Below are 25,370 nucleotides of genomic sequence, written 5' to 3'. Positions count from 1 at the left end.
CTGGGAGATGGAGAAAATGTTTCTGGTTGATAGAATGCTCGGTAAACTTGCAAAGAAATTGAGACTGCTCGGTTTCGACACAATGTATTTTTCACAGATTGATGAAGAAAAGATCTTGCAGTTGTGCGAGCAGAGTAACAGAGTTTTGATAACAAAAGACAGGACCTTACATCTTCGCGCACTGAAAAATGGGTTGAACAGCTATTTGGTTCATTCAGATAAATGGAGAGACCAGCTTATTGAACTTTCATCGCACTTTGATCTGAAAAGTGCTCAGAGAATGACAAGATGCAGTCTGTGCAACGCACAACTTTTATCGATATCCATAGAAGAAGTCAGAGACAGAGTTCCGCTGTACGTTCAAAACACGCAAAGCGATTTTTATATCTGTCCGATCTGCAACAGGGTGTACTGGGCAGGATCACATATTCAGCACATCACAGAAGAGTTCAGGAGGTTAAGAATTTGAAGATTTTCGAAATGGTAACTGAGTTTTTCTTTAAAGGTTATAAATCAAACACCATGAATGACATAGCACAGCTGATCTGCTCAAAGGCAAACGCAAAACGCTGTGATGTTCTGCTCTATGAAAAGCACAAAGATCAATTCAGAGTTGTCGGTACAAGTGGCGATAGGGAAAAGGTAGGTTCTTTGAAGATCAGCTCAAAATCCCTGCAAAATTATTCGCACGTTGTGAATTTGATTTACAACAGTCAGCTTCTTGGAGCACTCATCCTGGAAGAACCACATAACCTCGATCTACAAACAATCATCGACGAACTCAGCCTTTCACTGTACTGGGCAAACAGATTCATCGAACTTCAGGATACCGCTGAAAAATACCACAGAATGAGTGAGCTGACGAATGTTTTTTACAATTCTACAGACAAAGAACAGTTTAAAGCCGAGATGGTCAAGGCAATTGCAGGGGTTTTAAATGCCGATATCGTGATATTTTTTGAAAAAACCGGCGAAGAGTACGTTTTTTCTTCCTCGTTTGGAATAACCAAAGACCAGCTACTTTTTGAAAGGATCCACAACCATCCGTTTTTCAGCAAAGTGGAAAGGTCAGACAGCGGTGTACTCGATGTGAAAGCCCAGATAGATTTTGTCAGTGTAACTGTTAAATCCTATATGGCAATGCCATTGAAGATACAGGATCGGATAATCGGAGTGATTTTTGTCATAAATAAAATCTCGCCAGAAGGATACAGAACACAGTACAGTTTTGATGAATTTGACTTATCTATCTTCCATGAAATCTCAAGGCGTATTTCTCTTGGCTATACCAGAATTGAATACCAAGAAGGATTGAAAAAAGAAGTAGAAAGACTGAGAAACTACACAAAAAGTTATCAAGAACTCATAAATCAGCAGCAGTTGTATTTGAAGAAAATGGATCTTGTTCACAGTATAAGCAATGCAATGAGGTTAAGTTACGATCCAAACAATGTCTACAAAACACTATTGCTTGGACTGACATCGGGTAGAGGTCTTGGTTTCAACAGAGCCCTGTTGCTCATAAGAGACAGAAAAACAGAAACACTCATTGGAAAGATGTGGCTGGGACCTGAGAGCAGCGATGATATCACCGAGATCTGGAAAGAAGCCGAAAGAAGGGCAATGAGCTATGGTGATTTTTCGCAATTCTTAAGAGAGGAAGCTTTGATGCTGGATACGAATAAAGGTTTGACAGCCAGAATCGAAGGCAGAGTATTCACTTACAAAGACCATCCAGTTTTTGAAAGGGTAGTTTTGAGAAGAAGATTGATCCATATCACCCCAGCCCTGGCAAAGAGTATGGAAGAATCGATAAAAGATCTTTTAAATCTACTGCAGGTTGAAGAATTCGTTGTTGTACCACTTGTTGGAAGATGGGATACGATCGGTGTGCTCGTTCTGGATAACAAGTTCACAAAAGCAGCGATCACAGATATAGATATCGAAGTTTTGAGAATCATAACAGATAGTGCGGGGCTTGCCATAGAAAACGCCATGAACTACGAAGAACTGAGAAAGAAAACCGAAAGCCTCGAACAGCAGAAGAACATGATAGATTATCTACGTAAGTTCAGTGACAGTATCCTGCAGAATCTCACAACAGCCGTTATCGTGCTTGACAGATCTGGAAAGGTGATAGAATGCAATAGAAGAGTGGAGCAACTACTGGGTTTGCCAAAAGAAAGGGTTCTGGGAAGTTCATACCTTGATTTTGGAGAGTCGTTCGAAAATATTTTTGAGGTAGCAATGAAGGTATTTGAGAAGGGAGAGACGATAACTCTATCCAGATACAGAATAGAAACACCTCAGGGTGAGAGGTTTTTTGACACCAAATACTCACCTTTGTGGGATTTAAACGGTTCAACTATGAACGGTGTGATAGTAACGCTCGAGGATGTCACACAGCAGTTCAAACTCGAACAGGAAAGAAAAGACAAAGAAAAGCTGGCAGTGCTTGGTGAAATGTCAGCCAGAGTTGCGCATGAACTGCGTAACCCAATTACTGTCATAGGAGGATTTCTAAACAGGTTGAAGAAAAACATTTCAGATCCTGAAGCTCGAGAAAAATATCTGACCATACTTTCAAATGAGGTTGAAAACCTGCAGAACATAGTCTCAGAAATTCTTGAGTTCAGCAGGAATATAAAAAAACTCGATCTTGCAGATGTTCAATTGAACGAATTGATCGAAGAAGTGATTTTCTTAATGCAGGACAAAGCCAGCAAAACGGGAATCAAGATAGAATTTTTACCGTCTCCCATACCACAAGTAGAAGCTGACAGAAACAGAATAAAGCGCGTTCTGATAAATCTTGTCCAAAATGCCATAGAAGCGACACCACAAAATGGTAAGATTATTATCAGAACGCAGCACGATAACGAAAAGGTAACCGTATCGGTCTTTAACAGTGGTGAACCCATAAGCGAAGATGCATTGAGATTCATTTTCATTCCATTTTACACGACAAAAACATACGGTACCGGGCTTGGTCTTCCGATATGCAAGAAAATAATAGAAGACGAACATGGAGGAAGAATCTGGGCTGAACCAAAACCCGATGGAACTCAATTCAGTTTTGAATTACCTGTTAAAAGCAAAGGTTAAGGGTCAACTAACCACAGGGGTAGGGACAAAAAGGCTTACACCGTATGGTGTATGTAATTTCAAAAATATTTGAAAGGAGGGAAGAGCGCATTTTTCCCATCTTGTAGAGATGGGTTTGATTGTGCTCGATTGAGATGAAAAAAGCTAGGATTCTGGTCATAGATGATGAGCAGAACCTGAGATTGCTCATAAGTGAGGAATTGAAAGATTTAGGTTACGAGGTTGAAACTGCCGCGAATGCAAATGAGGCTCTTGAAAAATTCGAACGCACAGCCTTTGATCTTGCGACAATCGATGTTGAGATGCCGGGTATGAACGGTATTGAACTTGCGGGTGTTCTGAGACAGAAATACCCGGGCTTGAGAATAATCCTTTTGACGGCATATTCTCACTACAAATACGATCTTGCTTCATGGGCTGCCGATGCTTACATCGTTAAATCCGCCGATTTGACGGAATTGAAGGACACAATAAAAAAGTTACTGCAAATGTGAGGAGGTGCCATTTTGGAATACAGACAGACTCTGAATCTTCCAAGCACCGATTTTGCAATGCGTGCAAATCTGGTCGAAAAAGAACCACGTATTCTTGAAAAATGGAAAAAAATCGATATCTACAATTATGTACAAAACCAGAGAATCAACTGCCCAACCTTTGTTCTTCACGATGGTCCACCATACGCCAATGGTGACATACATATAGGTACCGCAATGAATAAGATTTTGAAAGATATCGTTGTGAGGTACAAGGTCCTGAGAGGCTATAGATCTCCGTACGTTCCAGGCTGGGATACACACGGATTGCCGATAGAGCACAAAGTCACCACAGCACTCGGTGAAAAAATAAAATCCATGAGCCAGATGCAGATAAGAAAAGCCTGTGAGGATTTTGCAAAACAGCAAATAGAGATACAGAAAAGGCAGTTTCAAAGGCTTGGGGTGGTAGGTGATTGGGAAAATTTCTACGCCACTCTCAAACCAGAATATGAATATAAAATCTACGAAGTCTTTGAAAAACTGGTGGAAGATGGATATGTTTACAGAGCCAAGAAGCCCGTACTGTGGTGCCACAACTGCCGAACCGCACTCGCACAGGCTGAGATAGAATACCATGATCATCTGTCCACATCCATATATGTCAAATTCAAAATGAAGAATCGTGACGAATACATAATAATATGGACAACGACACCATGGACTCTGCCCGGCAACACGGGTATAGCAGTGCATCCCGATCATAGATATGTCAGGGTTCGTGTAAAAGGTGAAATATGGATTGTCGCGGAAAAATTACTCGCCAGCACCATGCACCAGATCGGAATTGATGAATACGAAATATTAGAAACATTCAGTGGAAAATCGCTCGAAGGTGAGATAGCAATTCATCCACTTTATCAAAGAGAGTCACGCATCATAGCCGCGGATTTTGTCGATATGGAAACAGGTTCGGGTTGTGTCCATATTGCACCCGGTCATGGTGAAGAAGATTACGAATATGGTTACCTTTTAAATAACCTTGAAATCATCTCTCCGGTGAATGAAGAAGGCATTTTTACCGAGCAGGCTGGAAAATACGCTGGAATGCACATAGACAAAGCAAACAGACTGATCATCGAAGATTTAAAGCAAATGGGAGCGCTCTTGAAAGAAGAGAAGATATCACATTCTTACCCGCACTGCTGGAGGTGTAAGAAACCGGTTATCTTCAGAGCCACAGAGCAGTGGTTTGTATCAATTGAAAAGAAAGATTTGAGAAACAGAGTTCTCAAAAATATAGATGATGTCACATGGATCCCTTCCTGGGGGAAAAATAGAATCAGTGCGATGATTCAGGAAAGACCAGACTGGTGCATTTCAAGGCAGCGAATATGGGGTACACCGATACCGGCTTTCAGATGCAACGACTGTCAGCAAGTAATACTCGATCCATTGATTATTCGCCATTTTGCTCAAATAGTCAAAGAAAAGGGTACAAACGCGTGGTTTGAGATGTCCGAAGATGAACTTTTACCCAAAGGGTATACCTGCAAAAAATGCGGATCTAAGAATTTCAGCAAGATGTACGATACGCTCGATGTTTGGATTGATTCAGGTGCTTCATTTGAAGCGGTCTTGACAGCAAGACCTGATCTAACTTTTCCAGCGGATATGTACCTTGAGGGTAGTGATCAGCACAGAGGCTGGTTCAATTCATCGATAGTATTATCAGTTGTAAAGCACGACATGGCACCATATAAAATAGTTCTGACTCACGGATTCATAAAAGATGAAGAAGGAAAAAAGATGAGCAAGTCTTTGGGAAATGTCGTTGATCCACTTGAAGTTTGTTCAAAATACGGAGCAGACGTGTTAAGACTCTGGCTTGCAAGCAGTGATTACTTCAATGACATAAGGATCTCACAGAACATAATATCGCAGCAGGTTGAGGTCTATAAAAAAGTAAGAAACACATTCAGATATCTTCTTGGAAACCTCTATGACTTTTCAGAGGATGATGCAATAACATTTGAAAAACTCATGCCTATCGATAAATGGGCTCTGGGAAGGTTACAGCAAATCATCAAATCAGTCACAGAGGCGTATGAAAGTTACGAGTTTTCAAGGGTGTACAACATCCTTGTGAAATACTGTTCTGTTGAATTGAGTGCAGTTTATCTTGACATCGTAAAAGACAGACTGTACGTCGAAGGGAAAAACTCTCTGCAACGCAGATCTGCCCAGACTGTTCTTTATCATATACTCAAATCCTTACTCGTGATGCTTTCTCCCATACTCGCATTCACCTGTGAAGAAGCTTATGAGTACTTCAAATCCCAGAAAACCAAGTACGAATCTGTTCAGGTGGAACACTGGCCAGAATACCACGAAGAATGGATAGACAGGCAAATAATGGCTGACTTTGACGAATTGATGCAAATTCGAGATCAGGCTTTGAAATCTCTCGAGGAAGTCAGGCAGTCCGGTTTGATCGGTCACTCTCTGGACGCAAAGTTGATAATAAGATCAAATTCACAGAAGACTTTGGATTTATTGAACAAATACACTGAATATCTGGAAGAATTTTTCATCGTTTCACAGGTTGAAATCCAAAAATCTGATATCGATGAAATAATAGTTCAGAAAGCGGACGGCGAAAAATGTGACAGATGCTGGAAATATCACCCGTTGACAGGGAGCGATCAACAATTTCCAAATACCTGTCCAAGGTGTGCAAGGGTTTTAAGAGAGCAGGAAGGAAGATAAAATGATAGAGTTATCCCAGCTTGTGATGGATGCTTTTAACAAGAAAGCTTCTGATATTCATCTTTGCACAGATGAGCCACCCATATACAGAATCAATGGCTTGCTGGTTGTACAAAAAGATCTACCACCAATCAGAGAGAATGATCTGATGGGTGCCATAGATATACTGTTCAACCACATAGGGTTAGTTGTCGATCCAAACAAGAAAGAAATCGATTTTGCTTTTAGTGTCTCAGATCAGGTGAGAGTGCGCGGCAATCTGTACTACGAAAGAAAAAAACCAGCTCTTGCATTAAGGCTCATAACTCGAAAAATCAGAACCTTTGATGAACTCGGTCTTCCACAGATACTCAAAGATTTCACACAGAAAGATTCAGGCTTAATACTGGTTGCAGGACCCACTGGAAGTGGAAAATCAACCACTCTTGCCGCAATGATAGATTATATAAATGAAAACAATCCATATCACATCATCACAATCGAAGATCCAATAGAATACATTTTCACGAACAAAAAGTCCGTGATACATCAGAGAGAACTCGGGCAGGATACCAAAAGTTTCTACGACGGTCTTAAATATGCATTGAGACAGGATCCAGATGTGATACTCGTTGGTGAAATGAGAGATCTTGAAACCATGTCACTGGCATTAACTGCCGCTGAAACAGGACATCTGGTTTTCAGTACTATACACACCAACAGTGCCGCGAGTGCACCGGAAAGAATTATAGATGTTTTTCCGGCACACCAGCAAAAACAAATAGCCCTGCAACTTGCCAATACTCTTGTTGCAATAATTTACCAGAGATTACTGCCACGCTGTGACCAAAAAGGTATGGTACCGATCCTGGAGATACTCATTGGAACAGCTGCCATCAAAAACCTGATAAGAGAAAACAAACTGCACCAGATAGAATCCATCATGCAAACAAGTGCAAAACAGGGCATGGTACTGTTCGATGATGCCCTGTTCAAAGCATATACCAGCGGCTATATCGACAAGACACAGATCTATGAATATGCGAGAAATCCTGAGGAAATGAGGCGAAAAGTGGGATGATGGACGTTGTGGAATCTGTGATCCAAAAGATCAGCGACAAGGTCGGTGAGCTGGAAATCAAGCTGACAAGTTCCAATCTCGACCCTGAGCAGATCAAATCGCTGTCTGTTGAATACTCTAACCTAAAAGAAATCCTTGAAACATATCAGCAGCTGAAAAAAATTCAGGAAGAAATCGATTTCTGGCAGCAAATTCTGCAGGAAGATCCTTCTGCCCAGATCGAACTTGAGAAAGCAGAAAAAGAATATGAAAAAAAGATGACAGATTTGATATCACGGCTTCTTCCGATCAAGGAACACAACAACGTCATTGTTGAGATCAGAGCGGGTACAGGTGGTGAGGAAGCAGCTCTGTTTGCAGCAGATTTGTACCGCATGTACACAAGATATGCAGAGAGAAAAGGTTGGCAGATAGAACTCTACGATTTTCATGACACCGGTCTTGGTGGTTTTAAAGAAGTCGTTTTTCTCATAAAAGGTAAGTCGGCATACAAATTCTTGAGACTGGAGAGCGGCGTACACAGAGTTCAGAGAATCCCTGTGACCGAGTCTTCCGGGAGAATACACACTTCAACAGCCACAGTTGCAGTACTGCCAGAGGTTTCTGATGTTGAGATATACATAGATCCAAAAGATATAAAAATCGATACCTTCAAAGCATCGGGACATGGTGGGCAATATGTGAACAAAACCGAGTCGGCTGTGAGAATAACACATCTTCCAACTGGAATGATCGTATCCTGTCAAAGTGAAAGGTCGCAGCATCAAAACCGTGAAAGGGCACTATCGATATTGCGTGCAAAACTCTATGAGATGGAACAGGAAAAGATCTCTGCACAACTCTCACAGCAGAGAAAAAGTCAGATAGGCACAGCCGAAAGAAGCGAAAAAATCAGAACCTATAATTTTCCACAAAATCGCGTGACAGATCACAGAATAAACTACACCACTTACAGACTCAAAGAGATCCTGGACGGCGATCTGGACGAACTGATAACCAGGCTTCTTGAGGATGAACTCGTAAAATTGCTCAAAGAAAAAAACACCATTTCAGCTCACTGATAAATCTTTGTGGCAAGTTTTTTATAGACCATATCAACAAGCGGTTTCAAGTCGTCCTTTGCCGCCTGTTTTGAATATTCATACAACAGCATATTGGTAAACCACTTTTCAGTGGAACTTTTTGGTATAAGATCAGACTGGGGTATGGATTCATACATCTTTTTAAAGATATCGTAGAAAAGAGAACCTACAAATTCAGAGCACGCATTCCAGAGTTTATCGGACTGCTTAACACCCGAAACTTGAGAAATCATCACATCACCACCAGATCTGCGAGCAGGACACCCGCACTGTGCATCGTCTGGAGAATGGCTATGATATCTTGAGGTGTTGCACCAAGACTTTTCAGAGCTGTTACCAGCTCCGAGACCGTTGCATCTGTTTGTTTGTCAGACAGAACCTTTCCGTTTTTGACGCTTATATTGAAAACACCGTATGAAAGCGTGAAGTCCAAAACTCTCACATTTCCTCCAAAGACAACTGTCCCTGTTTTCTCATTTATTACAACTCTTGCGGGCTGGTCAACAGAAATTTCTATCTCTTCAATCAACGAAAGGAAAGTAACTATATCGTCCTCAAAAGCAGAAGGTACCTGTGTTCTGATTGAAGATGCATCGACCGCCTTTGCTATCTTTCTGTCAAAGGTTGTATTTATCGCCTGTGCAACTCTGGCTGCCGTTGTGAAATCAGGTGTTCTGAGTAAAATGGTGACGTTATTTGATTCCACAAATTCCGATGGAATTTCCTTTTCAACTATTGCACCGTTTGGGATGTAACCAACTATTTTGTACTTATTCTGCAGATTTGCAGAGACCTTCACTTCAGCTCCACCAACGCTGACATTTCCCTGTGCCACCGCATATACATGACCATCGGCACCATACAGTGGAGTTTGAATCAATATCCCTCCCTGCAGAGATTTCGCATCTCCTATTGACGCAACTGTCACGTCGAGCCTCATACCTTCTTTGTAAAACGGAGGTATATCGGCTAAGACCATCACAAGGGCGCTGTTTCTTGTCTTGAGATCGGCGGCATCTATGCTGATGTTAAAAACCTTTGCCATATTTGCCAGCAAAGTCGAATTAACCTTTCCAGAGTCTCCCGTACCATTCAAACCAACGACAACTCCCAGTCCAAAAAGCTGGTTGTCCCGTGCACCTCTGAAAACAGCTATATCCTTTATGCGCGTTGTGGAAAACAACTGAACTGTCAGAAAGATCAACAGGAAAATAAACAGTGCCTTTCTCATGATTTCACCTCACAGAAACCACTTTGCAATCGCCGATAGGATGTAATCCAGCCACGACTCCTGATCTGGATTCTGCCTGAAAACGAGCTGACCGTTCACCCATATCTGACAGTTTGCAATTTTCGAAGAATCAACGGTATTATCCGAAGATATATCGTCAGGTCTCACCGTTCCTCTTATAATTATTTCGCTGAGCTGTTCTCCTACCTTGAGCTTCTTGTTTCCTTCGATGATAAAATTCCCATTGCTTGTGTCAACTACCACAGCCGAGAGTGTAAGGGCAACTGTGGAACTCATTTGTGCTGATCTTTGCTGTGTGGAGTTGTTCTTTATGGGTATGAACTGTGACAGGTCAAACTGCGTAATGTTTTTCACAGCACCTGTAAAAAGATTCATCAACGCATTCTCAAAGGCTGTGTTTTCGCTCGATGCATTGATCTTTGGTGCCTCTTTCACAATGATAGTAACAATATCTCCCACTTTACTTGCCTTTCGATCGCCCAGTATGTTTTTAAACTGGTTGTTTGTAGAACTGTTCCACAGTGACGTACCAGAGATGATCAATGCCTGAATCAAAATCAAAAAAGCAAAAATTTTCTTCACAATCTCAACTCCCAATGACATGTATTGAGTAATCTTCTTTGAGTATTCCCTGTATTAAAAAACCCGTCGAAATATTTCTGGCTTTGATAATCTCTCCAAAATTCCCATCCTGCACAACTCTCACAAAAGTCGTAATCATCACCGAACCTATTTGAATCGTCGCAGGTAAAACCTGTCCTGCTTTGACATCCGGTGGTCTGGTAAGATAAAAAAGATCTATCGGTTCACCTTGTTTGATCATTTTCTTGCTTAATTTTCCCACCACATCTTCGATCTTATCTGTGAATTGTCCGCTCTTTCCAAAGACATCTAACTGAACGAGTGACACATCTTCTGGCTTTATCACTTCACCGCTCTTAATAATTCTGCGAGATATCAGAACATTCCTTAAAACAGAAACAGTCGCAACAGCTTGAATGTATCCTGAAAAAGAACCATTCTGAAGGAATTTGATCAATAAATTCACTTTTCCATCGTAAAGACTGTGGGAGAGTATCTGAAAGTCGTCTGATGGAGGAATATCTTGTTTAAACTGAAGATTTGTAACCGTTGCATCGTCACCGAATTTTGCAAGCAGGTACTGTAAAACACCATCCTGTACGCGGTGCAGTAGATCACTACCACAAAGTAAGACCTGGAATGATAGCAGTAACAGAATTAACTTTTTCACCTTTTCCATCCTTTCTCAACTGGAGAAAGGCGGATGCGCATCCGCGAAAAGAACCAAATTATCTCTTGAGTGTGGAAACGGTTTGGAGCATACTATCAGCAGTCTGAATCGTTCGCGCGTTCAGTTCATATGCCCTTTGCGCAGTGATCATATCAACCATTTCTTTGACAACATCCACATTTGATTTTTCCAGATAACCCTGTTGCAGAGCTCCGAAGCCGTCCTGATTGGGTGTACCTTCTATTGGCGCACCTGAAGCAGTTGTTTGTAGGTACAGATTATCACCAATTGACTTCAAACCAGAAGGATTCACAAACCGAACAAGCGTTATAGTACCAAGATTCTGTATCGTACCATCCTGCATTTCAACAGAGAAAATTCCATCAGGTGAAATGTTTATTGCAACTGCATCTGCGGGAACGGTGATATTTGGTACCAGTGCAAGACCGTTTGCCGTTACAACGGTACCATTGCTGTCTATCTTGAAAGAACCATCTCTTGTGTAAGCAATTCTACCATCCTGAAGCTGTATCTGGAAAAAACCATCACCTGTAATTGCCACATCGAGTGCATTACCCGTGTGCTCCATATTACCCAGGGAAAAAATCTTCGTTGTGGCAGCCAATCTTGTTCCATGACCAAAATAGATTCCCGTTGGTATCGTTGAATTAACAGCGGTGGGTGTACCGGCATTCTTGTAATACTGATAGACAAGATCCTGAAATTCGGCACGGACTTTCTTGTAACTTGTCGTGTCGACATTTGCAAGGTTGTTAGAAACAGTGTCCAGTTTATACTGTTGAGCCCACATACCAGTTGCCGCTGAATACAGAGAAACCATCATCTTTGAGCACCTCCTGCTATCTTGTAGAACCAACTTGGCTTGTCAGCTTCGCCAGCATTTCATCTTCAACCACAACAACCTTTTGTGATATTTCAAAATGTCTCTGGGCTTCGATCAGTTTTGTCATCTCCAAAATTGCATTTACATTTGATAATTCAACATAACCTGGTAAAATCCTAAAATCTTCTGCGGCAACCGCTTGACCACTTTCAATAGTGGGCTCAAAGAGTGTATAACCTATTTTCCTGAGCTGTGATTGATCCTCAAAAGTATATACACCAATTCTTGTAACAACGTTGTTGAATCTATCTTTCACATACCCATCCTGATCTATGCTGTAACCGTCAAGAAACTGTATGGGCTGGTTGTTTTCATCTAAAAGTCTCAACCCATCTGTATTCACTATATAGCCTTCAGCATCGACTTTGAAGTTGCCAGCCCTGGTATAGTAAATACCATCTTCTGCCTGCAAAGCAAAATAACCATCTGAATATATTGCAAGATCGAGCGGATTATCGGTTTGCTGAAAAACACCATGGGAAGTATCAAGGTAAACATCGTCAAGGACCGCACTGTATGTCAGACTACCGATGGGATTTCTTTTGTTCGGTAAAGCGTAGATTTCACGATCCTGATAAGCCCTGAAGGCTAATCTGTCTTTTTTGTACCCTATGGTTTCAACGTTTGCAAGGTTGTTGGCTGTTGTATCAACCTTAGCCACATCGAGTAACATTCCCATCGCCGCTGTGTAGATTCCCCTTACCACATTATCACCTCGAATAAGAAGTCGCCACCACCTTCAAAAGTTCCTGATCATCCAGCAAAATTCCAGTACCTTTTGCCACACATGTTATAGGATCTTCCGCAACGATTACTTTCACTCCGAGTTCTTCGGACATCAACAGGTCCAGCCCTCTGGTCAAAGCTCCGCCACCTGTAAGCACTATGCCCTGATTGATGATATCTGCTGCAAGTTCTGGTGGAGTTTTTTCAAGAACCATCTTGATCCTGCCTATGATCGTTTCAACCAACGGCTTTAGAGTTTCCAGAACATCATCGGAATTTATCTGATCTGTTCTGGGTAAACCAGTCACCGCATCTCTACCTTTTATTTCCATTTGATATGTTTCCATAGAAGGATGGACTTTTCCTATTTTTATCTTCACCTGTTCTGCTGTCGGCTCACCTATTACAAGTCCATACTTTCTTCTAACCGCTCTCACAATAGCTTCGTCCATCGCATCACCTGCGATTTTTATTGAATCACCAATCACAACTCCCCCAAGGCTTATCACGGCGATGTCTGTTGTACCACCACCTATGTCTACAACCATATTCCCCTGAGATTTTGTCACTTCTATGCCAGCCCCTATTGCCGCTGCAAGTGGCTCAGAAACCACGTGAACCTTTCTTGCACCGGCATTCAATGCAGCCTCAAAAACCGCTCTTTTTTCTACACTTGTAGCCTTTGTTGGAATGCCTATGACGAGTTCCGGTTTAAACAGAAATGACTTTTTCACAGTGCGGTTTATGAATTCTTTAATCACAGCTTCAATGGTTTTGTAATCCGCAATCACTCCGTCTTTCATCGGCTTGACCGCTCTGTAATAATCGGGCGTTTTACCAAGCATCTTTTTTGCCTCTTCACCAATCGCAACTATCTCTCCTGTTTTCTCGGAAATTGCAACAACAGAAGGTTCGAAGATTACTATGCCCTTACCTCTTTGATAAACGATAAAACTCGCCGTACCAAGATCTATACCCAAGTCACCTTTTGGCATTTGTTTAACCTCCCTGAACTCTCCTGTCTTTATCAGGAGACAATCTGGTGTGCCTGGCGGGAGTTGAACCCGCAACCTCTGGATCCGGAGTCCAGCGCTCTATCCATTTGAGCTACAGGCACAGGATCTTCCCGTCTGATTTCAACAAATACTCAAATTCCTTACATGAGTCTCCAGCAATGATGATATCAAAAGGCGCAAAGTTTTCCAACTTTCGCTGGTCTCTCTCAACATGACAGCCAGCCTTGTGAAACAGATACGCATAATAGGGATCTTTTTGAAAAACGATCCAGCTCTCATCTGCCAGTACTCTAACATCAGAAAGATTTGCAACAAGGACTTTTCCTTTGACGTTCCTGACCTTCTCAAGTTGCACATCGCTGAGCTCGACTGGTGGTTTTATCACATAACGATTGGCATTCGACGAAACAAACCTGTCGAAAATCTCTGCTGCACTAAGCTGATCCACATCTTTTCTGCCTTTGAAAAGATAGGTTGAAAGTCTTTCGTCAATCAAATAAACCTCTTTACCAAATTTAATGTAGAGTTTTTCTGCGAATTCTATGGTTTTATAAGTCTGCTGTGAATATCTACCGCTCATTGAAAGAGGTAGCCCTATCACAAAGCAATTGATATTTGCAAGTTTTGAGATTTCAAAAAATATTTTCTGTCTGCTGACCGTCCAGAGCCTTGTCGCAAGTTTTTCACCCAGAGCCAGCCCACATCTTGCTTCGCCGTAATCTATCGCAAGGATCATCAAATCACCGTTCTCACATTTGCCAGTGCTCTGTAGATACCCTTCACTTTCTGCATCAAAAATGGTTTTGTCACTTTATGAAAATAAGCAAGTTCAAGTTCTCTTTCCATGATTCTCACAGGTGTTCGTGAAAGATCTATCTGAGCAAAGGAAATCTTTTCAGGGTTAATAACAGCTCCAAGGTCTTTGAGAATATTCAGCACTACTTTTGCATAGGATGGATTTTTGAAACGACCTTGCTGTACAAGCATGTTGAGAAATTCTTCCTGATTCATTTCACCATTGCCAACATCCGATATTATTTCATTCACAAATTCTTTTGAAGGAAAAAGTTCTTCAAGCTCATTTTGCCTTTCATAAATACTCTCGCTTTTAAAACACAGATCAAAGAGCTGATTATCTCCATCGCAGGAAACGGCATCCAGTAACTCAAATAGACTCAAAGGTGCATCGAGAACAGCAATTTCCACGTCTTGACCCAGAAGTGCCGGCAAGCCATCGGTATTCGTAGAGCTAATCAGCTTAATGGGTTTTCTTTTTCTAACACTGCTGACCACGCTCAAACGCTGAGCCGGTTTGAGTGTATGCGAGTATATGAGAACTTCTCTGTTGTTCCACCTATCTTTGAATCTTTTGTAGAAATCTGACAATTTTCGCTGGTCGGAGAACAAAAAGCAGGAAGCATCATTCAGAACCGAGTCAATGTCATCTGATATGTCTGCCAAACCGTAGTTGAGCTTCAGCGATCTTTCGTAAGATATTTCAAAACCGAGTTTTGCGGCGAAATTGAATAAATCATCCGGGTTCTTCACGCTTATCGCTATGAATTTTTGAATGTTCCTTTCTACAAATCCAAGAAAATCAGCAACCTGTGGTTGATCTTCAAAAAATCTGAACAGTGAAAGTTCGTTGATCAAAAAGATATCATACTGATTGTAAAGCTTGTCCTTTTCACTCAAAAAATACGAAAGTGTCATAAAAGTGAATCTATCAGAAGCATTTCTGTTCAAAGAATTTACATAAGATATCCTGCTCTGGACATGCCTTAAAAGGCTCTGGTGCAGATGTGAAGAAATAACGTTGTTTATGGAAATGACAGCACACCTCAGGTTTGTTTTTTCTTTCAGCCAGTACAAAAACGCATTTCTCGTTCTAAGGTCAAGGATGTACAGGCGTTTCCCTTTTATCTGGGTTAACAGTTGATCAAGGTGAAGCAGTTTCTGTGATATCTCGCTACCGTCGCTTGACTCATAAACTTTTTCAGGCAAAGATAGGTCCATGATATTCAAAGACAGTGGGGCTTTGTGGTTTCTTATACTGAAAACGATATCAACACTGGTAGATTCATAGCCTGGTTTATCCAGCAGATATCCCAGCCCAAAACCGAGCGCTTCTATTCTTTTTCCATTGGCACGAATCAGCATTTTGACATTTACATGGTTTTGACCGAAAGTTCTTATAAACTCCACAGGCACATTTTTTGAAAGAAAGACAGGCTCAGGATTACCATGACCAAATGGTTCAAGTAACTGCAAATCTTTCATCATCTGTTCATCAATTTGCTCCAACTGAATCTCATCATCTATTTCTATGATGTCAAAAGAATCTCTAATTGGAATCTTGCAATTTCTCAGAGCTTCGATGAAAGGGTCTATCCCGTCTGGATTTAAACTGAATCCGACAGCCAGCGAATGACCACCGAATTCTTTGAAATAAGAAGACAGTGGCTGAAGCAACTCAATGAGATTGACCTCCGGTACACTTCGTGCAGAACCTCGTGCAACTCCCTCAGTTTCCGATATGACCATAACAGGTCTTCCATATCTGTGAACCAGTCGTGTTGCAACGATACCTATCACACCAACGTGCCAATCCCGTCCTTTTACAACTATAACCGGATCTTTATGCAGTTCATATTCTTCTATCTGTTCAACGGCATGAGCAAAGATATCAGCCTCGATTTCCTGTCTTGTCGTGTTGTACTCAAAAAGAAGTTCCACGAGTCTCTCAGCGTATACTTTATCCTTAGCAACCAGAAGCTGAAATGCATCATCTGCATAATCAAGCCTTCCTGCTGCGTTCAACTTTGGAGCAACCCTGTAACCAATATCCCTCGAGTCTGGCTCAGTTATGCAAAGCCGTGAAAACAGCATTGACAACCCTGGTCTTTTTGTTTGTCTCAATCTTTGTAAGCCAGCCTTCACCAGAAAACGATTCTCATCGACCAGTCTGACCATATCTGCAATCGTACCAAGCGCTACAAATTCAAGCAGATCGGAAAATTCTTCCAAGTTGATTTTCATCTGTTCAGCAAGTGCACAGACAAGTTTAAAAGCAACTCCAACACCAGCCAGATCTTTGAAGGGATAACTGTCGTCCGCTCTTTTGGGATCAATGATAGCCGTAGCCTTCGGGAGTTTTTCTCCAACTTCGTGATGGTCTGTAACTATAACGGGGCAATCAAAAGAGTTAGCAAAGTCGATCGCTTCAAAAGCGGTAATACCACAATCAACAGTCAAAATGATTCCCTTGCATCTTTTACAGAACTGCTCAATCACGGAAGGCTGTATACCATACCCCTCGTCCATTCTCTTTGGAATGTAGTATTCCGTGACCCAGCCATATCTGTCCAGGAATTCTTTAAGTACGGCAACACCCGTTATTCCATCGACATCGTAGTCTCCATAAATCAAAACGGGTAAACGATGTGCTCTGGCTTGAAATAACAAACCAACAGCACGATCCATATCGGTTAAATACATCGGATCGTGCAGATCTTCCACACTTGGATTTAAAAAATTATACACAAGCTCAGGTTCTTTCAAACCTCTGTTTATCAGTAATTTTGCAAGAAAAGGGCTTATCTGTAACTGATCACACAGCAACCGAACCTGTTGCTGATCAACCTGCTTTACTATCCACCTCACAATCGCCAACTGCCTTCTTGTAGTGTTAATTATATTAAACCACATTTTTTTAATTTGTGAACACTGGCAGCTGGTCATTCAATTGAATTTCGCGAAAGATGGAGTCTTTTCAAATCCCTCACATTCAAAATCCCACCATCAATAGCTATACTTTTCAAATCTCTCTACGGGATAACCTATCTTTGCAAGTTCATCAATCACTTTTTGTATATCTTCTGTTTCAACCACAACTGTCTTTTTTGATAAGTCGATCTCATACTCTTTTAGACCGATTTGTTGTAATTTTTCTGATATTCTCATCTTACAGTGGTTGCAAGAAATATCAGGCACGTTCAGCAAATATCTCATAAAATCACTCCTTCTTTCATCAACTATTGATCTAAAAGTCTTTTTTCTCCTTCCAATTTTTTTATCTGAGTTATATCCTGAGTAACTTCAAGAGTGCCAAGATACTTTCCATTTTTGTCTCTCACAGCAAAGTATCTGATATAAACAAGCCTACCTTTGAAGTTTATCCAGAAATCAACAGAATCCTTCTCACCTTTTTTGAACCACTCAACAATTTGCTTTACTTTATCAACGCTTTGCGGTGGATGGCAGTTTTGAACCTCTCGTCCAAGAACGCTTCTGGTCCTGAGGAAGATCCTATCCTTTGATTTTGAAAAGTACTTTACCTTGTCGTTTTTATCAACAAAAGTGATATCAACCGGCAATGTGTTGAGTACTGATTCGAGCTCATCAAGTGTCAGTTTTCCTGTATCAAAAACTATCTGACCATCTTCAATCTTCGGACCTGTTGAAAGATTTGCCTCAAATTCCTCTATGAGTTTATCGAGTGTAGCAGGAAGTTTTATGAAGGCAAAACCAGTTTCTCTGATTTCCTTCAATATCTCAACCCATTCCTGAGGTGAAAGCATCTCAAGAGCTGATGGAAAGAGTATGTTTTCCTCTTTGAATATCATACCGTCTATCTCTTGAATCAATGGATTCAAATACTTTTTAACATATTCGTCGAACTCCACTTTTTCTAAAGCATCAATGGCATTTTTCATCATTGCCCTTATATCATTGTGTTTCCCCCACATGACTTTCGATGGTCCCATGAATCCATGCTTCTCAAGATATGGGAAGAGCAACTGTTCCTTTGTGCTGTAATGTACATCGATCTTTTTGAGCTCTTCAAGAAGACCTGACAGTGTATCGATGTTTTTTTCCTGAACCGCCTTTTTGATCTTTTCAATGAGTTTTTTGATCTGCTGGTTTTCCTGTTTAAGAAGATTGACAGGATGTACCGGATATTCAACATCCTTGAAACTTTCAGAGAGTATGCTTTTAAACAGCAACGCGTGGACATTGCAAAATTGCTTTATCTCTTCTGTAGAAACACCTTCGTTGATCAATTCCTGTTCTATTTGAGCTATCTCAAAAGAAGTGATGGAGCCTATTTCTTTTTCAAATTTTTCTTTAGCCTGTTGCGGCGTCATACCCCTGTGAAGTTCTCTTATTATGTTTTTTATCATCTCTTTTTTCTGCTGTTTTCCAACACCCTGACTCACCTTAACACCTCCTAAAATTAGATTATTTCACTCTAATTTTACCACAGGCTTTGCTCACGCGTACTTTCTTTTTTTATTGGCAATGCATCAAATACAAAAAACAAAAAGCGGTCAAAAGACCGCTTAATAGAATTTTTTGGTATGTACTGCGGTTCTAATGTGGTTTTCAAGTTTGTTCAGAAGTAACCACTGAGAGATCAATCAATAATAAAGCCCGCTCTTGCCAGCGGGCTTTATGTCAGTAGGAAAACGAAAGTCGGGAAAAAGGTGGCAGCCCCACGGGGAATCGAACCCCGACCTTCGGACTGAGAATCCGATGGACTAGCCATTATCCTATGGGGCCATGCAATTTATATTATACCACAATCTGAAAAAATTTCAACAGTTGATATATCATCCACAAAGATGATATCACACAAAACCTTACCGTTCAATATATAACACCAGAAAGTCGAAGTTTTTCATATATGAGCGAGAGCTGTATCAAACAAACCAGAATGTTTCCCCTCAACTGGATCAGGTCAATTTCATCAAAAACGTTTTTTTGGGCGTAATCATTGCCTAAATAGTAATAACCGATTAGTTCAAAGGTTCTCATATCAACCTTTTGATCACCTATATCCGCAAAGTCAAGATCCAGTGTATCGGCATCGACCAGAATATGACATAAGCCCAATGAAACAGCCTGTATTTTATCCTGATATATCTCTGCCCTGAAAGAACCCGGAAAAAACCTTGATTCTTTGTACGCAATCGCTAGCAATAGTTCGGGTGGAATTTTTGACATATCAACAAACTTTATGTAGAATGTTGACGAAGTCTCACGAACTCTTTCAAGTACTTTTGATGAATAAATACAGGTTATCTGTGCAATCAAATCAGCATATCTTTTCAACTGTTCTGCACAGATCTCATTTTTATAAAAATCCTCATACCAGACTCTGAACAGACCCATGCTTTGCCAGTCTCTCTCCAAAAGTCGATAAATCCTTTCAGAAAGAGCACTCTGATATTCGGATTTTGTGTCAATAATCTGCAAAGGCAATGGATCATCGAAGTTATCTATGAACAAACTATCATCTGAATTGTTCACGGGCAAATGTTTTTGAATGTAATCTTTAATCCTTTGATCATATACTTCTGCCTTCTGGAAAAATTTCACATCCTCAAGATCAACCGTCCCGCGAAAATAGTTGTAGTATTTTAGAACATCATCATCATAATCGCTCTGTTCGACAAGTTCCTTGATTTCTTCAATGGTGTGAAAAGGTCCGTATCTGTACATTATAGCGATGTATCTTATCTGAAGATCGTTCAGCAAGCTTGGTTCGTATCTCACACATCCGTACACAGCACACATTATCATCAAAAGGCACAGGGCTTTTTTCATAAAATTCATCACTTTGTTGATTGTACACCTTTTTGGCATTGTAAAATACCTTAGACAGAAAGGAGTGCGGTAGTGTGAAGATCGCTGTACTGCTTGGTGGAGTGTCACGTGAACGACCGATATCTCTAAAGAGTGGAGAAAATGTCGTTAAAGCACTGAAAAAACTCGGTCATGAAGTAGTTGCGGTGGACGTGAATGGTGATTTTTTAAAGATTGCCCCTGAGCTTAAAAATTTCGATCTTGTTTTCAATGCACTACACGGGCAGTTTGGTGAAGATGGTGTAGTCCAGGCTATTCTCGATTGGCTTGGTATAAAATACACCGGTTCAAAGGTGCTTTCGAGTGCGATCTGTTTTGACAAGGTCATGACATACCGCACATTGAACGGCACTGTCACGTACCCTGAATATGTTCTGGTGAAGCAACCTGTTAGGGAATCACCGTTCGGATTCCCATGTGTTATTAAACCAAGAAGAGAAGGTTCAAGCATAGGCGTTCATATCTGCGATGATCCGGAGCAACTTTATCAGGCACTTTTGCAGGAACTTTCAATTTATGATGAAATGATTGTACAAAAGTATATACCGGGCAGGGAATTGACTGTCTCCATACTGGAACTGGATGGAAAGCCACAGGTACTTCCAATTTTAGAGCTAAAACCAAAAAGAAGATTTTATGATTACACGGCAAAGTACACTCCGAACATGACACAGTTTATTCTGCCGGCACCTTTATCTCAGCAGGAGTACGAGCAGGTCACTCAATCTGCGTTAAAAGCTTTTGAAGTTTGTGAATGTGAAGGGTTTGCAAGGGTTGATGGAATACTCAAAGACGGTATTTTTTATGTGCTTGAACTGAATACAATACCTGGTCTTACAGATCTGAGCGATCTTCCAGCTTCTGCCAGAGCTGCTGGAATGAGTTTTGAACAGTTAATCGATGCTATAATCCACACGGTGGTGAAATGATTGAAAGCTCTTATCAAGACAGGTTCACTGATCCACTGGCTTAGATTCTGCGATAAAATAATGGGTTCTTCCGAATACAGTTTCGGGAATGTTTTTCTGTCTTACAAAGATGGGCTGGTCATGAAAGCCACAGATGGATGCCTAACCTGCTGGATGAAGATCGCTGAGTGTGAACCGTTTTATGGTGAAATTCCGGTTGGACTGAAACTTTTGAAAGGTTTTCTGGCTGGAGAAAAATCACAGGAAATTCGTCTTGTGATTTTACAGGATCAGATAACACTGCAGGGATATCAGGAAACACTGAGAATAAAAACATCACAGCCAAAAGAAAGAGAACACATGAAGCCTTTCAAAGAAGCTGGAAAAACAAGACTGGTGAAGTTCATGAATTTTCTGGACTTTGCCACGGCTGCACTGGAAGAAGGCGATATGACCTGTCTTGCATCCTTTGACAGCTCTTTGATAATTATCTCTCCTTCAAGAACAATTACCAGCCTTTGTAGAGTCGATGACAGCATCAATGAACAATTCTCCTTCTCAATTCCGTATATGAGCAGCAGGCATATCGTGAAAGCCCTGAAAGTCTATGAAAAGGACTGTCCATTAACTCTTGCGATTGGAGATAACTGGTTCAGCCTGATCTGTGAAGATTTTGCAATGCAGGTTTGTGGAGAGAAAGATTCCAAGCATGATAGAATTGAACAGATAATGGTCAATTCAGAATCGTATCAGCTTTATTCGGCTTTTGCAAAATTTGTTTCCAAAGCCGCATGGCTTTTACCAAAAGATACTCCTTTGAGAATCACTGGAACTGAAAGCAAGATCCACTTTTATGGATCGTACGGCACCGTACAGTACAGAGCGGAACTGGACGCAGGCCTTCAAAAACCATTCCAGATACAGGTATCTCCACACAGGCTCAGATCTGCCCTTTCACGAATGGGCTCGAGGATTTTTCTGACTGTTTTCGATGAATTTGTGAGAATAGAAGATCAAAAGGGAAGGTATGTTGTTATCAGGCAAGATCGATGACACATCTGTAAGCTTTTTTGATCTTCTGACACAGTTCAAGGCAGTTTTTTTCGATATCAAAACCCTTCAGAAAATCTTCGTAAGAAACCACAAAAGCGCTCAGAACCGATGTGAGTTTTTTTATCTTACCCACGTTTCCCTGATACGGCGCACCGTATTTTTTCCTGTAGATGCGTGAGATTTCAGAGAGTAGAGAGACATGATCTTTGTCCACATATTCAGGCATGGTTAGAATACAGACGATATATTCATCAAGAGGATAAATCACAGCAAAATCCACTTTTTTCTCATTCAGTCTGCAGAGTTTTTCAAAATGTTCCTGGTCGATTTTCTGGCAGAAAGACAGATTCTCTAAACCATAGATCTTTTCCTTCAACATTTCTTTACTGAGAAAATCTTCATCACCAACAACTGCCAAAACTCTGTATTGAAAAGGTAACCTTGTGATTCCGCTTTTACAAAACTCTGCCTTTTTACCAAAGAGTTCACTGTGGGCTTTTTGCAAAACTTCACAATCAACAGATGAGCTGTAAATAGCCAGATTTTTTTCAAACGGATCGGATATACAAATACCCATGATCTTTCTTTTTTCGGTATCAACTGCCGAAAAAACGCAAAAACCGTTCTGAACATATACTGTGGAGAGAAAGATGTGCCTGTGGTACTGATCGAGTTTTTCTCTGTACTTTTCAAGTTCAGCAACGCCGACTTCAACCGGCAGAAGGTTTATGTATTTTTTCAAAATCTGTACAGCCAGTATCGGACCGTATTCGATCATTGCAAAACCACCACACTTGAACGACCGTATATCTTTCTTGCCTGATCCAAGAATTCTTCACTGTGGTGTTTTGACAGTACAAAGAGAACACGCCTTTTGACGACAGGAAGATCAGTATATCCATCTGTGAAGATTATTATTCCTTCAGGATGGTGCTTATCCTGAAGGTAATCAACGGCAGGTTGCAGATCGGTTTCACCACCGCCGATTATCTCCATGTTTCTGTAAGTACCTTTTGAGTATCTTATCTCCAAGTTCACAGCACGATCTACCTGGACAAGTACAAAATCGGTATCCACGTACCTTGAAAGAGCTTCTATTTCAGAGAAAAAATCGTCGAATTCTTCTTCTATAATACTTCCGCTGGTGTCCACAATGATACCGAGCCTTGCCATGTGCGAGATTTTCCAGCCTGGTTGCTGTTCGTATCTCCTGTTTGGTCTGAGTATGGTTGTGTATTTTTCACCGTATTCTGAAACTCCTGCAAAATGTCTCATTTTGTCTTTCCAGTTCAGAATTGGTCTTGATATGGAAAGTTCGACCATTCTCTTAACACCTGACTCGAGTTCAGAACCATACAGATTAAAAGCCTTTTTCAACTGACTTTTGGTCAATTCAAGAACCATATCGATGTCCTGAACCTGATACATTTTGGTGTGTGAATCAGAAGAATCTTCTCTTGCCTGCGCGACTATAGATATATCATATCTGCCGAGCTCTTCCATCTTCTGTAAAATCCATCTGTGGTACTCTTCCGCGCTTTTGTCGGGCATCCAGTCAGGTGGAAGTACAAACAATCTCTCGTTATCGACGCCGTGTCCTTCTTCAATCAGAAGATTCAATGGAACCCCGAATGCCGAGAGTAGAGGTATATACTGGTTGATCGCCGCATCCATCGCAAGATCCCATATCATTCTGTCTCTGTCGTTTTTTGGTTTTATGAGAAAGTGAAGATTTATCAAATGCATCAAATGATGAAGGATCATGGCTTGCACGAATTCTGGATGTTTGCCACAAACCCAGTCTGGATTGTAGTAAAGCGTGATTTTTGAATTATCCATGGACAATTGCATGTTTTTTACTTCTTTTGATGGCACACGCGAGATGTTCAGCAAAAGATACAGATAAAAAGGTGATCTTTTGCCAAGGTCTAAGATTATTTTCTCCATATCAGATTTCATCGAGTATCGATCTCACCTGTTCAAAATTTGAGAGTTTCTCAATCAACTTATCAAAAAACTGAGAGTTTTTTTCTCCTTTTGTGGCTCTGTCAGTGATGTACCTGATCAAAGCGTAAAAAGAATCCCTTGGAAGGATCGTGGCAAGTTCACTCAGGTTCTTTGCCACTCTTGAAATGTTCGCTTCGAGTAGTTCAACTGTCTGATCATCTAATTTGGAAAAATAATCTATCAACCTGAGCGTCAAGGAATTTGCCTGATCTGTGCTGTCTTTGAGAATTTTCTCAACACCGTTTAACAAAACAAGCTGCGGCGAAGGTATCGATTCATCATAACCAGATTCAATGAAGGCTTTTGCAGCTTCTGGTCCCAGTATTCCGCACGCTAAGGAATAACCAAATTTCTTCTTTTCATCTTCATTGAGTGTTCTCAAAACATTGCTGAGTTTGTACCAGCTTCTGGGACTAGGCCTTAATTCAACTCTCAAAGACATCGGTGAATGTGTGTAAAGAAATTCAGGAAATTTCTCAATGAATTGAATTATACTTTTATCGACGTTGTTTTCCTGAGCCCATCGCTGCCATTCTTCAACAGATGGTGATATGTCGATTATGAAAAAGCGTGAAATAAAAGCAGGATCTGTTATCAAATCTGCCTGATCATATTCATCATCCGGCGGGTTCATCGTTGCCATGATCCACGTTCCCTCTGGCAGTACGTGGTTGTGTATCCTTTTGTCTATCACAAGTTGCATGATTGCATTTCTTATAGATCTGTGGGCTCGATTTATCTCGTCCAGCAGGATTATCACATTGCCATCCTCTGGCCACCAATCCGGTCTTAGAAAAACAGTCTGCTCGTTTTGCTTGGAAGGAAGACCTATCAAATCGCCCGGCTCCATCTGTGAAAGAATGAGTATCACGAGTTTTCTATTGGTCTGTTTGGCGATCTGTCTTGCGATATCTGTTTTTCCAACTCCAAAATGTCCTACCAAAAGTGGGACTTCTCCAGCCTCCATGATCTTCCTGCTCAAAAATCGCGCTTCGTCTACTGTCAAGACAGGACACCTCCTTTTGAATTATATCACCGTATTCATTGACTCCTTTTTGGTCTCATTAATTTTAAGATCTTGCAAAGATATCAGATCCACGGCATGTCGATTTATA

At 40.9% G+C, this 25,370-nt stretch carries 23 protein-coding genes and 2 tRNA genes; 8 read left to right on the top strand and 17 right to left on the bottom strand.

The annotated features are described in order from the left end of the window. Positions 1–16: 16 nt before the first annotated feature. From AC4E92_RS03975 to prfA, 6 genes are all read left to right on the top strand, one after another. Positions 17–469: a Mut7-C RNAse domain-containing protein gene (locus AC4E92_RS03975; RefSeq protein WP_490239298.1), complete on the top strand. Its 453-nt coding sequence runs from the start codon at positions 17–19 to the stop codon at positions 467–469. Further along, positions 466–3,105, top strand: a complete 2,640-nt coding sequence (locus tag AC4E92_RS03970; RefSeq protein WP_490239297.1) for an ATP-binding protein — start codon at positions 466–468, stop codon at positions 3,103–3,105. Before AC4E92_RS03975 ends, AC4E92_RS03970 begins: the two co-directional genes overlap by 4 nt. Before the next feature lie 134 nt (positions 3,106–3,239). Next, entirely contained in the window at positions 3,240–3,599 is a 360-nt protein-coding gene (locus AC4E92_RS03965; protein ID WP_490239296.1) for a response regulator, read from the top strand. A gap of 12 nt (positions 3,600–3,611) precedes the next feature. Continuing rightward, positions 3,612–6,347 (top strand): isoleucine--tRNA ligase, encoded by a 2,736-nt coding sequence (ileS, locus tag AC4E92_RS03960; RefSeq protein ID WP_490239295.1) that lies wholly within the window; start codon positions 3,612–3,614, stop codon positions 6,345–6,347. Between the two features lies 1 nt (position 6,348). Then, positions 6,349–7,407 carry a type IV pilus twitching motility protein PilT gene (locus AC4E92_RS03955; RefSeq protein ID WP_490239294.1) on the top strand — a complete coding sequence of 353 codons (1,059 nt, stop codon included), beginning with the start codon at positions 6,349–6,351 and terminating at the stop codon, positions 7,405–7,407. Then, complete coding sequence (gene prfA, locus AC4E92_RS03950) at positions 7,407–8,468, top strand: peptide chain release factor 1 (protein ID WP_490239293.1); 1,062 nt, start codon at positions 7,407–7,409, stop codon at positions 8,466–8,468. The genes AC4E92_RS03955 and prfA overlap by 1 nt, the downstream gene beginning before the upstream one ends. Here the strand turns inward: prfA and AC4E92_RS03945 are convergent. The 14 genes from AC4E92_RS03945 to AC4E92_RS03880 form a co-directional block, all read right to left on the bottom strand. Further along, positions 8,462–8,722 carry a rod-binding protein gene (locus AC4E92_RS03945; RefSeq protein ID WP_490239292.1) on the bottom strand — a complete coding sequence of 87 codons (261 nt, stop codon included), beginning with the start codon at positions 8,720–8,722 and terminating at the stop codon, positions 8,462–8,464. The genes prfA and AC4E92_RS03945 overlap by 7 nt on opposite strands. Next, on the bottom strand, positions 8,722–9,720 hold the full coding sequence (locus AC4E92_RS03940) for a flagellar basal body P-ring protein FlgI (RefSeq protein ID WP_490239291.1): 999 nt from the start codon (positions 9,718–9,720) through the stop codon (positions 8,722–8,724). The genes AC4E92_RS03945 and AC4E92_RS03940 overlap by 1 nt, the downstream gene beginning before the upstream one ends. Before the next feature lie 9 nt (positions 9,721–9,729). Beyond that, the gene (locus tag AC4E92_RS03935; RefSeq protein ID WP_490239290.1) at positions 9,730–10,323 is read right to left on the bottom strand and encodes a flagellar basal body L-ring protein FlgH; all 594 of its coding nucleotides are present in this window, start codon (positions 10,321–10,323) and stop codon (positions 9,730–9,732) included. A 4-nt stretch (positions 10,324–10,327) separates the two neighbouring features. Continuing rightward, entirely contained in the window at positions 10,328–10,993 is a 666-nt protein-coding gene (gene flgA / locus AC4E92_RS03930; protein ID WP_490239289.1) for a flagellar basal body P-ring formation chaperone FlgA, read from the bottom strand. A 58-nt stretch (positions 10,994–11,051) separates the two neighbouring features. Then, on the bottom strand, positions 11,052–11,837 hold the full coding sequence (gene flgG, locus AC4E92_RS03925; RefSeq protein ID WP_490239288.1) for a flagellar basal-body rod protein FlgG: 786 nt from the start codon (positions 11,835–11,837) through the stop codon (positions 11,052–11,054). 16 nt (positions 11,838–11,853) lie between these two features. Then, positions 11,854–12,603, bottom strand: a complete 750-nt coding sequence (gene flgF / locus AC4E92_RS03920; protein ID WP_490239287.1) for a flagellar basal-body rod protein FlgF — start codon at positions 12,601–12,603, stop codon at positions 11,854–11,856. Between the two features lie 4 nt (positions 12,604–12,607). Beyond that, positions 12,608–13,618 (bottom strand): rod shape-determining protein, encoded by a 1,011-nt coding sequence (locus AC4E92_RS03915; protein WP_490239286.1) that lies wholly within the window; start codon positions 13,616–13,618, stop codon positions 12,608–12,610. 45 nt (positions 13,619–13,663) lie between these two features. Beyond that, positions 13,664–13,740 (bottom strand) — tRNA-Arg (locus AC4E92_RS03910). Continuing rightward, positions 13,731–14,375: a RuvX/YqgF family protein gene (locus tag AC4E92_RS03905; protein WP_490239285.1), complete on the bottom strand. Its 645-nt coding sequence runs from the start codon at positions 14,373–14,375 to the stop codon at positions 13,731–13,733. Before AC4E92_RS03905 ends, AC4E92_RS03910 begins: the two co-directional genes overlap by 10 nt. Continuing rightward, entirely contained in the window at positions 14,375–17,302 is a 2,928-nt protein-coding gene (recJ, locus tag AC4E92_RS03900) for a single-stranded-DNA-specific exonuclease RecJ (protein ID WP_490239284.1), read from the bottom strand. The genes AC4E92_RS03905 and recJ overlap by 1 nt, the downstream gene beginning before the upstream one ends. Positions 17,303–17,440: 138 nt before the next feature. Next, positions 17,441–17,650 (bottom strand): heavy-metal-associated domain-containing protein, encoded by a 210-nt coding sequence (locus tag AC4E92_RS03895; RefSeq protein ID WP_490239283.1) that lies wholly within the window; start codon positions 17,648–17,650, stop codon positions 17,441–17,443. Positions 17,651–17,673: 23 nt separating this feature from the next. Next, on the bottom strand, positions 17,674–18,858 hold the full coding sequence (locus AC4E92_RS03890) for a DUF438 domain-containing protein (protein ID WP_490239282.1): 1,185 nt from the start codon (positions 18,856–18,858) through the stop codon (positions 17,674–17,676). Between the two features lie 268 nt (positions 18,859–19,126). Beyond that, positions 19,127–19,201: transfer RNA gene (locus AC4E92_RS03885), tRNA-Glu, on the bottom strand. Between the two features lie 87 nt (positions 19,202–19,288). Further along, positions 19,289–20,287: a hypothetical protein gene (locus AC4E92_RS03880; RefSeq protein WP_490239281.1), complete on the bottom strand. Its 999-nt coding sequence runs from the start codon at positions 20,285–20,287 to the stop codon at positions 19,289–19,291. A gap of 35 nt (positions 20,288–20,322) precedes the next feature. Here AC4E92_RS03880 and AC4E92_RS03875 point away from each other — a divergent pair, with 35 nt between their 5' ends. Both AC4E92_RS03875 and AC4E92_RS03870 read left to right on the top strand, forming a co-directional pair. Next, entirely contained in the window at positions 20,323–21,216 is an 894-nt protein-coding gene (locus AC4E92_RS03875; protein ID WP_490239280.1) for a D-alanine--D-alanine ligase, read from the top strand. After that, entirely contained in the window at positions 21,217–22,248 is a 1,032-nt protein-coding gene (locus tag AC4E92_RS03870) for a hypothetical protein (RefSeq protein ID WP_490239279.1), read from the top strand. Here AC4E92_RS03870 and AC4E92_RS03865 read toward each other — a convergent pair. The 3 genes from AC4E92_RS03865 to AC4E92_RS03855 are packed head-to-tail and all read right to left on the bottom strand — an operon-like array spanning position 22,232 to position 25,261. Continuing rightward, the gene (locus AC4E92_RS03865) at positions 22,232–23,026 is read right to left on the bottom strand and encodes a DUF4895 domain-containing protein (protein WP_490239278.1); all 795 of its coding nucleotides are present in this window, start codon (positions 23,024–23,026) and stop codon (positions 22,232–22,234) included. The genes AC4E92_RS03870 and AC4E92_RS03865 overlap by 17 nt on opposite strands. Further along, positions 23,023–24,207 (bottom strand): vWA domain-containing protein, encoded by a 1,185-nt coding sequence (locus AC4E92_RS03860; protein WP_490239277.1) that lies wholly within the window; start codon positions 24,205–24,207, stop codon positions 23,023–23,025. Before AC4E92_RS03860 ends, AC4E92_RS03865 begins: the two co-directional genes overlap by 4 nt. After that, the gene (locus AC4E92_RS03855; protein WP_490239276.1) at positions 24,197–25,261 is read right to left on the bottom strand and encodes an AAA family ATPase; all 1,065 of its coding nucleotides are present in this window, start codon (positions 25,259–25,261) and stop codon (positions 24,197–24,199) included. Before AC4E92_RS03855 ends, AC4E92_RS03860 begins: the two co-directional genes overlap by 11 nt. Between the last annotated feature and the right edge of the window lie 109 nt (positions 25,262–25,370).

The organism is Pseudothermotoga sp., from assembly GCF_031962025.1.
In the GTDB taxonomy this organism is placed as follows: Bacteria; Thermotogota; Thermotogae; order Thermotogales; family DSM-5069; genus Pseudothermotoga_B.
The sequence above is the reverse complement of the archived record's forward strand: the minus strand, read 5'-3'. Positions and strand labels throughout refer to the sequence as shown.